This window comes from Nocardioides sp. Z38_18, assembly GCF_058215695.1.
In genome coordinates, this window is the sequence record NZ_JBZAJE010000001.1 from 1,619,953 (window position 1) to 1,631,412 (window position 11,460).

Sequence of the window (11,460 nt, forward strand, 5' to 3'; positions counted from 1 at the left end):
TAGGTTGGCTCCAAGGCAAGGTCAAGGGCAACATGGCTTCGTGACCGAATCTCTGCGAAAGCGATCGTTGCCTTCCGGTGCCGCTTCTCCGGGGGAGACGGTGTCGCCCGCATCGCGGGTGCAGTCGGTCGACCGGGCGGTGCACCTGCTCCAGGCGGTGGCTGACACGGCGGACTTCGGAGCCGGGACGGTCGCCCTCGCGGACAGGTGCGGGCTCAACCGCGCGACGGCCTGGCGGATCCTCTCGACACTGGAGAGCCACGGCCTGGTGAGCTGCGACGCCGCCACCAATCGGTGGCGGATCGGTGCGGGGCTGGTCGAGATCGTGCAGACCTCCGGGCGCGACTCCGTGCTGCGGCACGCGCACGGTGTGCTCGAGGACCTGGCCGAGGAGACCGGCGAGACAGCGGCGCTCGCCGTGCTGCGCGACGGCGACCTTTCCTGCGTGGACGAGGTGGCTCCCGCCTCTGTGGTGGCGGTGCGCTGGGCAGGACGCAGCATGAGCCTGCACTCCACCTCCACCGGGAAGGCACTGCTCGCCTGGTCGAGGGACGACGACGTGAAGGCGCTGCTGCCGTCCCGGTTGCGCCGGCACAGCGATGCGACGATCACCACCAGGGCCGCCCTGAAGGAGGAGCTCGCCTGCACGCGCGAGCGGGGGTACGCCATCTGTCGTGGCGAGTTCGACGCCTCCGCGTGGGGGGTCTCGGCACCGGTGCTCGGCCCCTCGGGTGGGCTGCTCGCGGTCCTCAGCATCTGGGGTCCCAGCGACCGCATCTCCGACGAGAACCTGCCCGCCCTCGGGCGCTCGGTGATGCGGGCGGCGCAGCGGCTCTCGTCGGCGCGGGACCTCGACAGGGCTCCCGGAGAAGACCGGAAGCCGGCCAGAGCGGACTAGACCGCTGCGGTGGTCAGTAGGCAGTCGGCCAGCACCGGGGCACCGTCACGCTCGCCCTCGCCGCTGACCGTGGCCGAGACGACGAGCCCCGCCTCGGTGCGCCAGGCGCGCACCCGGATCGTCTCCCCGGGGAAGACGACGCCGGCGAAGCGCGCGGCGAAGGAGCGCACCCGGCCGGCGTCGCCTCCGAGGAGCTCGTCGGTCACGGTGCGCAGCACGATGCCGTAGGAGCACAGGCCGTGCAGGATCGGGGCGGGGAACCCGGCCGACTCCGCGAAGGCAGGGTCGGAGTGCAGCGGGTTGCGGTCGCCGCAGAGCCGGTAGAGCAGGGCCTGCTGCGGCGTGACGGCGTACGACGAGTCGCAGTCCGGCTCGCGATCGGGGATCTCCACCTTGGTGGAGCTGCCCCGGTCGCCGCCCCAGCCGCCCTCACCGCGGACGAAGATCGAGGAGCGCACCGTCCACAGGGTGTCCCCGCCGGCGTCCACCGCCCGGCCCTCCTGCCAGATCACCGCGGCCTTGCCCTTGTCCCAGACGTCGGTGATCCGGGTGTGCAGGGTGGCCGACCCGGAGGTGGGCAGGGGGCCTGCCACCTCGATCTCCTGGCTGCCGTGGACCACCTGGGCCAGGTTGATGTCGCAGCCGGGAAGGTCCAGTGGCGGCGGGTCGGTCTCGTGGAACGACGGCGCCACGATCCCGAAGCTGGGCAGCACCTGCAGGTGCTCGTCGTCGAGGGTGTAGCGCAGTGCGGCGGGGTCGAGGTTGTCGCCCGGCCGCGAGCCGGCGCCGATCGCGAGGTGGTAGAGCAGCACGTCCGAGCTGTCCCACGAGAACGTGCGCTCGGGCAGCACGGCGCCGATGGCGACCTGCGGGTCGATGGGCATCAGGAGGCCTCGCTGTCGACGGGTCTGACGGGCTGCCCAGCGTAGGGGGCGGCGGCGAGGTCGAGCGCAGCCAGGTAGCCGAACACGAGCGCGGGGCCGATGGTGCCACCCGGCCCGGGGTAGGTGTTGCCCATCACGGCCGAGGAGACGTTGCCGGCGGCGTACAGGCCGGGAAGGACGGAGCCGTCGGCGCGCAGCACCCGGGCGTGCTCGTCGGTGACCAGGCCGCCCTTGGTGCCGAGGTCGCCGGGCACGATCTTCACGGCGTAGAACGGGCCCTGGTCGATGCGGTGCAGTGAGGGGTTCGGCTTCACGGTCGGGTCGGAGTAGTACTTGTCGTAGGCGCTCTCGCCGCGGTGGAAGTCCTCGTCGACACCGGTGTGTGCGAACCCGTTGAACCGGTCGACGGTCGCACGCAGCGCGTCGGCAGGTACGTCGATCTCGGCGGCCAGGGCCTCGAGACTGTCGGCCTTCTTGATCGTCCCGTGCTTGTACCAGCGGCCGGGGAACGGCTGCCGCGGGGAGAGCCCGGCGAACAGGTAGCGGTTGCGGTAGCGCTGGTCGATCACCATCCAGGCCGGGACGTGGGAGACGCCGGTCGCCTCGCCGGCGTAGATCGCGTGGGTCGCCTCGACGTAGGGCAGCGCCTCGTTCATGAACCGCTTGCCCGCCGAGTTCACGATGATCGACCCGGGCAGGTTGCGCTCCGCGAGGCAGAACCACGGGCCGCGGGGGAGCGGGATCGTCGGCCCCCACCAGGCGTCGTCCATCAGGTCGGTGGAGGCGCCCGCGGTGATGCCCGCGAGATGCCCGGCGCCGGTGTTCGTCGGGGCGCCGGTGCTCCAGTCGGCCTGGGTGGGCTGGGGCAGGTGCTTCTCGCGCAGCTCCTGGTTGTGCTCGAAGCCGCCGCTGCCCAGGATCACGCCGCGGCGGGCGCGGATCGTGCGCACGACGCCGCCGTGGTCCACGCGCACGCCGACCACGGCGCCGTCCTCGACGACGAGGTCGGTCAGGGCGGTCTCGTAGAGGACCGGCACGCCGGCGTCCTGGAGACCCTTGCGCAGCCCGATGGCGATCGCGTTGCCCATCGCGTACATCTTGCGGCCGCGGAAGCTGTTGATGATCCGGCTGAGCACCACCCGCATCATCGTGAGCGGGCCCCGGATCGTGCGCATGCCCAGGCTGATCTTGCGGAAGTCGGCCTGGGTGACGATCAGGTTGGCCGGGGCCTTGGTGTACGGCGGGTGCAGGTGCTCGAGCTCCTCGCCGAGGAAGCGGGCGTCCATCGGGACCGGCTCGACGCTGCGGCCACGGGCGCGTCCACCGGGCTGCTCGGGCAGGTAGTCGGCGTACTCGGGGACCCAGGTGAACCGCACCGGCGTCCGGTCGCGGATGAAGTCCATCACCTCGGAGCCGCGGTCGACGTAGGTGTCACGACGGACCTTGGGCACCCGGTCCCCGACGATCGCGTCCAGGTAGCGCTTGGACTCGCTGAGGTCGTCGGCCTGTCCGGCTTCCCGCAGGGCGTAGTTGCCCGGGATCCAGACGCCTCCTCCGGACCTGGCGGTGGACCCGCCGAAGTAGTTGCTCTTCTCGATCAGCACGGTGTCCAGCCCTTGGCTGGCTGCTGTCAGGGCGGCGGTCATTCCGGCGCCGCCGGCACCCACCACGACCACGTCGTAGACGGAACCGTCGGTGACTTCGTCACGGGGCTTCATGGCGCAAAACTGTAACAGGTTCTATTGTTGCGGCATGCTCTCCGACGACGTACGACGCACGGTCGCCGACGCCCTGTGGGACGCGGAGACGGCCCGCCACCCGATCGCCCCGTTGCGCGAGACCTGGCCCGGGATCGACGTCGTCGACGCCTACGAGATCCAGCTCGACACGATCGGGCGCCGGCTCCGGGCCGGGGCCACCGTGCGTGGCCACAAGGTGGGGCTCTCGTCGAAGGCGATGCAGGAGATGATGTCGGTCGACGAGCCGGACTACGGCCACCTGCTCTCCGACATGGAGCTGTTCGAGGGTGAGCCGGTCCCAGCCGGGCGCTACTGCTTCCCGCGCGTGGAGGTGGAGGTGGCGTTCATCCTCGGCGAGACGCTCCCCGGGGCGGGCTGCACCGAGGAAGACGTGCTCCGGTGCACGGAGTACGTCGCACCGTCCATCGAGCTGATCGACAGCCGGATCGCCGACTGGAACATCAAGATCGCCGACACCATCGCCGACAACGCCTCCTCCGCCGGGTTCGTGCTCGGACCCGAGCGGGTCGACCCCCGCGCGATCGACCTGCGGGCGATCGACGCGGTGCTGACCCGCAACGGCGAGAAGGTCGCGGAGGGCCGTTCCGACGCGGTGCTCGGGAACCCCGTCACCGCGGTCGCCTGGCTCGCCGACAAGGTCTCCGGCTTCGGGGTCACCCTCGAGGCCGGGCACGTGATCCTCCCCGGCTCGGTGCACCGGGCCATCGACGTACGACCCGGTGATGAGTTCGTCGCCGAGTTCCTCGACTTCGGATCCGTCCACCTGACCTTCACCGACCAAGAGGACTGAGATGACCAAGCTGACCGCCGCCATCGTGGGGCCGGGCAACATCGGCACGGACCTGATGTACAAGCTGCTGCGCAGTGAGCTGATCGAGCCGCGCTGGATGATCGGGGTCGACCCGGACAGTCCCGGGCTCGGGCGGGCCCGGGACGAGGGGCTCGTGGCGAGCCACGAGGGTGTGGACTGGCTGCTCAAGCAGGACGAGCTGCCGGACCTGATCTTCGAGGCGACCAGCGCCTACATCCACCGCGAGTACGCCCCGCGCTACCGCGAGGCCGGCATCCGCGCCGTCGACCTCACCCCGGCGGCCGTGGGTCCCGCGGTGATCCCCGCGGTCAACGGCGACGAGCACGCGGACAAGGACAACGTCAACATGATCACCTGCGGCGGGCAGGCCACGATCCCGATGGTCGCCGCGGTGTCGCGGGCGACGCCGGTCTCCTACGCCGAGATCGTCGCCTCGGTCGCCTCGCTCTCCGCCGGCCCGGGGACGCGGCAGAACATCGACGAGTTCACGCGCACCACCGCCAGCGGGGTCTCCACGATCGGTGGCGCCGAGAACGGCAAGGCGATCATCATCCTCAACCCTGCCGAGCCCCCGATGATCATGCGCGACACGATCTTCTGCGCCGTCGGCCCGGAGGTCTACGACGAGGGGCAGGACGCGATCTCGGAGTCGGTGCACCGGATGGTCGAGGCCGTGCAGGACTACGTGCCGGGCTACCGGCTGCTCCAGGACCCGCAGTTCGATCCGCCCACGACCGCAACGCGTGGGCAGACCAAGGTGAGCATCTTCATCGAGGTCGAGGGCGCCGGTGACTTCCTGCCGCCGTACTCGGGGAACCTCGACATCATGACGGCCGCCGCCGCGCGCGCCGGTGAAGGGATGGCCCAGCGGCGGTCGAGCAGCGAGCGATCAGTCGAGACCCCCGGAGAGGACCTGTCATGAGCATCGCCGGAGACCCCCAGCTCAACGTCCTGGACCGCACCTGGTCCGAAGACCTGGACATCCGCCTGACCGACACCTGCCTGCGCGACGGGTCGCACCACAAGCGCCACCAGTTCACCGGTGAGGAGGTGCGCTCTGTGATCGCGGCCCTCGACGAGGCCGGGGTGCCGGTGCTCGAGGTGACCCACGGCGACGGGCTGGGCGGGTCGAGCTTCAACTACGGCTTCTCCCGCACCCCCGAGCAGGAGCTGATCAAGATCGCCGCGGAGACGGCGAAGCGGGCCAAGATCGCGTTCCTGATGCTGCCCGGGGTCGGGACCAAGGACGACATCCTGCAGGCACAGGACAACGGCGGCTCGATCTGCCGGATCGCGACGCACTGCACCGAGGCCGACACCAGCGAGCAGCACTTCGCGCTGGCGCGCGAGCGTGGCCTGGAGACCGTCGGGTTCCTGATGATGAGCCACACCCAGCCGCCGGAGGTGCTGGCCAAGCAGGCCCGGATCATGGTCGACGCCGGGTGCCAGTGCGTCTACGTGGTGGACTCCGCCGGCGCCCTGATCATGGAGGGCGTCAGTGACCGGGTCTCGGCGCTCGTCGCCGAGATCGGCTCCGAGGCCACCGTGGGCTTCCACGGCCACGAGAACCTCGACCTCGGCGCCGCCAACACCGTGATGGCCGTGCGTGCCGGTGCCACCCAGATCGACGGGTCCGTACGCCGGTTCGGGGCCGGTGCGGGGAACACGCCGCTGGACGCCTTCGTCGGCATCTGCGACAAGCTCGGCTGGCGCACGGGGGTGGACTTCATGAAGATCATCGACGCCTCCGAGGACGTCGTGCGCCCGGCGATGCCCGATGAGTGCCGCCTCGACCGGATGACGATGATGATGGGGTACGCCGGGGTCTACTCCTCGTTCCTCAAGCACGCCGGCAACGCCGCCGAGCGCTACGGAGTCTCCGGCGCCCGGATCCTGCAGATCGCCGGCGAGCGCAAGCTCATCGGCGGCCAAGAGGACCAGTTGATCGACATCGCCCTGGAGCTGCGCAGCAAGCAGGACGCGAACGGCTGAAGGTGACGCGCGGCGCGGGCTGGATGGAACTCCGGCTCCGTTCGCTGGGGGCGGCCTTTGCTCGGTGCTTGAGCGGTCTTGCCACCAGGCGTTTCGCCAGGGTCTGGGAGGCGTCTCGCGGCTGACGCTTCAGGCAGCATGCACGACATCCGCTGACCCTGCGCGGCCGCACCGCCGCTGCCACTCCTGGTCCCGCGTGCGGGATCCGTGGGCCTCGGGAATGGGGCGATTTCAGCTGGCCTCGGGGTTGACGTACGTCACACCCGGTGTAACGATGCTCACTATGCGAACGGAGACGTGCAAATAGTGAACACCGAACTGGCAGGTGCGGGGCTGCACGTTGAGCGCGTTTGCGTGAGCTTCGGCGCCCTCCGCGTGCTTGACGATGTCTCTCTGGACGTGGCGCCCGCCTCGATCCACGCGGTGATCGGCCCGAACGGTGCCGGCAAGTCCACGTTGTTCAATGTCGTCTCGGGGTTGTACAGGTGCACTACGGGTCGACTTACACTCGACGGTCACGACATCACCCGGGCGCAGCCCCACCAGGTCGCGGAACGCGGCGTGGCGCGGTCCTTCCAGAACCTCGTCGAGACTGGCGACGAGACGGTGCTGGACACCCTCATGCTCGGGCGTCACCGGTTGCTTCGGCACTCGATTCTGGCTGAGGCTCTCTCACTGCGGTCCGCACGCCGGGAGACGGCTCGGCACCAGGCCCGGGTCCGGGACATCGCGCGATTCATGGGACTCGAGGACAAGCTCGATCGCCGAGTCGCCGAGTTGCCGTACGGCGACCAGAAGCGCGTCGATATCGCACGCGCACTGTGCATGGAGCCCCGGCTCTTGATGCTCGACGAGCCAGCCGCCGGACTGGATCACCTCGAGACTGAACGAATGGGGAAGACCATCCAGGCTCTGCGGGAGCAACTCGGTCTCACCGTGTTGTTGATCGAGCACGACATGGGGATGGTGATGAGCATCAGCGACCAGGTTTCGGTTCTGGACTTCGGGAGCGTGCTCTGCTCAGGGAGTCCTGACGAGGTCCAGGGTGATCCCGCGGTCACTCGTGCATATCTCGGCGTCGGGTGACCACGTGGAGCAACTTCTATCCCTGACAGTGGCGGGCCTATCCCTGGGAATCACCTACAGCCTGGTCGCGATGGGTTTCGTGATTGTCTTCAAGGCCAGCGAGGTTCTCAACTTTGCGCATGGTTCGATCGTGGTCATCGGCGCTTACGTCATCATGCGGACGCACGACTCCATCGGGTTCTGGCCCGCCCTCGCCTTGGGCGTGACGGTCGCCGCAGTGACAGCCGTGGTCGTGGAACGTGGTCTCTTCGGACTCGCCAAGCACCCAGGACCCGTCCCCATGACCATCGCCACCCTCGGTGTCGACATCGTCTTGATCACGCTGCTCACCGATCTGATGGGCCCGGGGATCCGTGATGTGGGCCACCCGTGGGGGTCTCAGAGCATTCAGCTAGGCGAGTATGGGTTGCCAACGAATCGCGCGCTCGCCCTGATTGTCTCCGGGGTGCTGATCGGACTGATTCTGGCAGCGTTCAAGAAGACATCGTGGGGGCTGCGCATGCGCGCAGCGGCAGAGGATCCGGAGACCGCCGAAATAGTCGGCCTACAGCTCTGGAAGGTGCAGCTTGCCGCGTGGGCAACTGCTGGAGTGCTCGCTGCGGTCGCTGCGCTGTTCCTCACCGGCGCTCCCACGCCAGGTCTTTCCCCAAGTCTGGGAACCGTCGCACTCGCTGCCTTTCCAGCCGCGATCATCGGGGGGCTTACCTCGATTCCCGGGGCGCTACTAGGCGGTCTGATCGTCGGCCTGTCCGAAACTCTCGTCACGGGCTACCAAGATCATCTCGAATTCATGGGGCGCGGAATTGGCACGGTCATTCCGTACGCGGTCCTGATCCTGGTATTGGCATGGCGTCCCGAGGGCATCCTTGGAGAGCGGAGCACTATCCGTGTCTAGGCCTCTCCGACTTCTCCTCGTGGCGGCTTGCGTCACCGCGACCCTCATCGCGCCCCTCTATCTCGACGAGTTCTGGATGCGCCTTGGGTTCGCAGTTTGTGGAGCAGCGGTGGGCGCCCTGGGCCTGAACCTGTTGACAGGGACCACGGGTCAGCTCAGCTTGGCTCATGCGTTCTTCCTCGCCGTGGGTGCCGTCACCTACAGCTGGGCAGCTGGAAGCCCTGATCCCACGTATGGGCCTCAAGGGCTCGGCCTTCCTCCCTCCCTTGCCGGGGTGCTCGCGGTTTTCGTCGCGGCCGGTTTCGGGCTTGCCTTCAGCCCGGTCGCGCAGCGGCTCAACGGGCTCTACCTCGGCATCGCCAGCCTTGCTCTGGTCTTCCTGGGTCAACACCTATTGGGCTCCCTGACCTCGATCACCGGCGGTTTCGAGGGTCGATCGGTCCCCGACTTCGCACTGCCCGGGGTGAATTTCGCGGACTCGCCCGACCTGGTCGTGCTCGGTGTTCCCTTCGAACGATTCGAACGCCTGTGGTACCTCGGATTTGTGGTGCTGGGAGTGTGCGCCCTGATCGTTCACAATCTGCTGCAGGGGCGAACCGGGCGGGCTTGGCGTTTGATTCGAGACCGGACACATTCCGCGGGGGTTGTCGGCGTCGACGTTCGTCGATGGAAACGAACGGCGTTCGTCATCTCCTCGGGGCTGGCAGGACTCTCGGGTGTGTTGTACGCCTTACTCATCGGCAGTGTGGCGCCAGTGTCGTTCGCCCTTGATGTCTCGATTCAATATCTCGTGATGATTGTCGTCGGTGGACTCTCGTCCGTGGGCGGCTCGATCCTGGGCGCGCTGTTTGTCACCTCGCTGCCATTGCTTCTGGTCCGTTCGTCTGTGTCCTTCGACGTATTCGCCCACGAGGTTTCCGCACCAGCGATCGCTAGATATGTGTACGGCTTCGCGTTGGTGTTGGTCCTCTTGGTGGAGCCCAGGGGGCTCATCTCGCTTGTCCGGCGTGTACCACTTCCGCAGCTCGCCGGACGGAAGATCTCGGTTCATCAATCTGCACAACCACCTATCGAAAGGCCCGAGGTATGAACCCGCGCAAACACCTACCCGCTGCTCTCGCTGTTGTGCTGCTGGCAGCTACCGGCTGTGGAACGAAGGCAGACGATTCCAACACTGAGGCGGGCGACTCGGGGGTGAAGACCGGCGTCGGTGTGGACGGCAAGACCATCAGCCTCGGGGTTCTGACAGATCTGTCAGGGCCATTCGCTCCGATTGGCAAGGAAGTTCAGCAGTCCCTGGATCTCTACTGGCAGCAGCGCAACGCGGATGGGGGAGTGTGCGACACCTACGACGTGAAGGTCGTGACCAAGGACAACGCATACAACGTCCAGCAGACCACGTCCTTGCACAGCACAATGAGTCGTGAGGTCCTGGCCTTTCAGAACGTCCTCGGAACGGCGCCGGTCTTGGCGATAGCCGATCGCCTCAAAACTGATGACCAGCTGGCGATTCTGCACGGCCAGGGTGCAGAGGTGTTGAAGCACCCGAACGTCCTGATGACCGGGACGACCTTTGCAGTGGAGGCCGCCAACGGGCTGGGCTACCTCCTGGAGGAAGGCAAGTTGTCCGAGGGCGATGCTGTCGGGCACATCTACCTCGAGGGGTCGTATGGCGAGGGCGTCCTGGAAGGAGTCAAGAAGTTTGCCTCGGCGCACAAGATGCCGTTGGTGGAGTCGCGGATTGCAGCCACGGCCACTGACCTCACTGCTGCCATGACCACGATGGCGAGCAAGGGCGTCCGGGTGATCGTCGCCTCGACCTCACCGCCGCAACTTGCCTCGATCGCACTCGGTGCCGAGAGCGAGGGTCTCGACGTGCCGATCGTAGCGAGCACGCCAGCCTGGACCGCGGGGCTGCTGGACACGCCTGCAGCCAAGGCCCTGACGGAGCGGATGTACACGACGTTCCCCGTCTCGGGCTTCGAGAACCCGAAGGCCGCGGAATTCCGAAAGGCGTACATCGGCAAGTACGCGGGCGAGGACCCGAGCCTCCAGATCATCTTGGCCTACTCAGAGGCCCTGGCCATGGATGCGGTCCTGGAGAAGGCCTGTGAAAACGGCGACTTGACACCCAAAGGTGTGATGGAGGCGCGTGGAGAGATCGACACGTTCGAGACGGACGGTGTGACCCCCACCCTGGACCTCAGCAGCTCCGGTGTCCCAGTGACAGCCGAGGAGTTCGTGACCCGTGCCGCTGAGGTACCGGGTGGGCTGAAGATGATCGAGGGCCCCTATGCCTCGGAGTTCGCCAAGAAGTTGATGGGCGAGTCTGACTGACATGCTGGAGGTCACCGCTCTTCACCTGACCTATGGGGCAGCCGTTGTGGCGTTGCGCGGCGTCGACCTGCATGCGGGTCAGGCGGAGGCGGTGGCCGTCCTCGGCAGCAACGGCGCCGGGAAGACGTCGCTGCTGCGCGCCATCAGCGGCAACCTGCCTCGACACCGTGGCTCCGCCAAGGGCGGCATCTCCTTCGATGGAAGGTCTTTGCTCGGGCTCTCGCAGGCCCAGACGGTTGCCGCAGGTATTGCTCACGTCCCGGAGGGCCGCCGAATCTTCGCCAGAATGACGGTGGAGGACAACCTGCGTCTGGGCCATGTGGGCGCGGGGCACAGCGGGAGGTCGTCCCCGATGGGGGAGGTCTTCGAGTTGTTCCCCGTGCTTGGCGACAGACGACGCCAGTCGGCTGGTCAGCTGAGCGGGGGCGAGCAGCAGATGCTCGCCATCGGCAGAGCGCTGATGGCTCGGCCGCGATTGCTGATGCTCGACGAGCCATCTCTAGGGCTAGCGCCCAAGATCATCGGCCAGATCGGCAAGACGATCCAGCAAATCAACCAGTCGGGCACGACCGTCGTGTTGGTCGAGCAGAACGCAACCATGGCGCTTTCGATAGCCACGTCGGTGTACGTGCTGGACCAAGGCAAGGTGGCTCTGCGCGGACAACCACAGGATCCGGAGCTCATGGAGCAGGTGCGTCATCTGTACCTGAGCGGGGGGTCGGAACCCGATTCCGCCGGCGAGCACGCCACCATCACTCACGGCAATCTTTCGCCGTGGACTAACTGAGAAAGAGGCA

The 11,460-nt window shown here is 67.5% G+C and carries 11 protein-coding genes; 9 read left to right on the forward strand and 2 right to left on the reverse strand.

What is annotated here, in order from left to right:
- Nucleotides 1-100: 100 nt before the first annotated feature.
- Nucleotides 101-898, forward strand: a complete 798-nt coding sequence (locus tag AC4BGC_RS07700; RefSeq protein WP_490555039.1) for an IclR family transcriptional regulator — start codon at nucleotides 101-103, stop codon at nucleotides 896-898.
- Here AC4BGC_RS07700 and AC4BGC_RS07705 read toward each other — a convergent pair.
- Together AC4BGC_RS07705 and kstD are read right to left on the reverse strand one after the other, a co-directional pair.
- On the reverse strand, nucleotides 895-1,782 hold the full coding sequence (locus AC4BGC_RS07705) for a MaoC/PaaZ C-terminal domain-containing protein (protein WP_490555040.1): 888 nt from the start codon (nucleotides 1,780-1,782) through the stop codon (nucleotides 895-897). The genes AC4BGC_RS07700 and AC4BGC_RS07705 overlap by 4 nt on opposite strands.
- A complete protein-coding gene (kstD, locus tag AC4BGC_RS07710) occupies nucleotides 1,782-3,500 on the reverse strand; it encodes a 3-oxosteroid 1-dehydrogenase (RefSeq protein ID WP_490555041.1) in 1,719 nt (572 codons plus the stop codon). Before kstD ends, AC4BGC_RS07705 begins: the two co-directional genes overlap by 1 nt.
- A 34-nt stretch (nucleotides 3,501-3,534) precedes the next feature.
- Between kstD and AC4BGC_RS07715 the strand changes: the two genes are divergently transcribed.
- From AC4BGC_RS07715 to AC4BGC_RS07750, 8 genes are all read left to right on the forward strand, one after another.
- On the forward strand, nucleotides 3,535-4,332 hold the full coding sequence (locus AC4BGC_RS07715; protein ID WP_490555042.1) for a 2-keto-4-pentenoate hydratase: 798 nt from the start codon (nucleotides 3,535-3,537) through the stop codon (nucleotides 4,330-4,332).
- A 1-nt stretch (nucleotide 4,333) separates the two neighbouring features.
- Nucleotides 4,334-5,275: an acetaldehyde dehydrogenase (acetylating) gene (locus tag AC4BGC_RS07720; protein ID WP_490544440.1), complete on the forward strand. Its 942-nt coding sequence runs from the start codon at nucleotides 4,334-4,336 to the stop codon at nucleotides 5,273-5,275.
- Nucleotides 5,272-6,345, forward strand: a complete 1,074-nt coding sequence (gene dmpG, locus AC4BGC_RS07725) for a 4-hydroxy-2-oxovalerate aldolase (protein WP_490555043.1) — start codon at nucleotides 5,272-5,274, stop codon at nucleotides 6,343-6,345. The genes AC4BGC_RS07720 and dmpG overlap by 4 nt, the downstream gene beginning before the upstream one ends.
- Nucleotides 6,346-6,651: 306 nt before the next feature.
- Nucleotides 6,652-7,431, forward strand: a complete 780-nt coding sequence (locus AC4BGC_RS07730; RefSeq protein WP_490555044.1) for an ABC transporter ATP-binding protein — start codon at nucleotides 6,652-6,654, stop codon at nucleotides 7,429-7,431.
- Nucleotides 7,432-7,435: 4 nt separating this feature from the next.
- Entirely contained in the window at nucleotides 7,436-8,326 is an 891-nt protein-coding gene (locus AC4BGC_RS07735; protein WP_490555045.1) for a branched-chain amino acid ABC transporter permease, read from the forward strand.
- Between the two features lie 19 nt (nucleotides 8,327-8,345).
- Nucleotides 8,346-9,416, forward strand: a complete 1,071-nt coding sequence (locus tag AC4BGC_RS07740) for a branched-chain amino acid ABC transporter permease (RefSeq protein ID WP_490555046.1) — start codon at nucleotides 8,346-8,348, stop codon at nucleotides 9,414-9,416.
- Nucleotides 9,413-10,663, forward strand: a complete 1,251-nt coding sequence (locus AC4BGC_RS07745; protein ID WP_490555047.1) for an ABC transporter substrate-binding protein — start codon at nucleotides 9,413-9,415, stop codon at nucleotides 10,661-10,663. Before AC4BGC_RS07740 ends, AC4BGC_RS07745 begins: the two co-directional genes overlap by 4 nt.
- A 1-nt stretch (nucleotide 10,664) precedes the next feature.
- Nucleotides 10,665-11,450, forward strand: coding sequence for an ABC transporter ATP-binding protein (locus AC4BGC_RS07750; protein WP_490555048.1), 786 nt, complete (start codon nucleotides 10,665-10,667; stop codon nucleotides 11,448-11,450).
- The last annotated feature ends 10 nt before the right edge of the window (nucleotides 11,451-11,460 follow it).

Excerpts from the sequence above, each read along its gene's own strand:
- kstD (WP_490555041.1), bottom strand. The coding sequence starts at position 3,500 with ATGAAGCCCCGTGACGAAGTCACCGACGGTTCCGTCTACGACGTGGTC.
- AC4BGC_RS07750 (WP_490555048.1), top strand. The coding sequence starts at position 10,665 with ATGCTGGAGGTCACCGCTCTTCACCTGACCTATGGGGCAGCCGTTGTG.
- AC4BGC_RS07705 (WP_490555040.1), bottom strand. The coding sequence starts at position 1,782 with ATGCCCATCGACCCGCAGGTCGCCATCGGCGCCGTGCTGCCCGAGCGC.
- AC4BGC_RS07745 (WP_490555047.1), top strand. The coding sequence starts at position 9,413 with ATGAACCCGCGCAAACACCTACCCGCTGCTCTCGCTGTTGTGCTGCTG.
- AC4BGC_RS07720 (WP_490544440.1), top strand. The coding sequence starts at position 4,334 with ATGACCAAGCTGACCGCCGCCATCGTGGGGCCGGGCAACATCGGCACG.
- dmpG (WP_490555043.1), top strand. The coding sequence starts at position 5,272 with ATGAGCATCGCCGGAGACCCCCAGCTCAACGTCCTGGACCGCACCTGG.
- AC4BGC_RS07715 (WP_490555042.1), top strand. The coding sequence starts at position 3,535 with ATGCTCTCCGACGACGTACGACGCACGGTCGCCGACGCCCTGTGGGAC.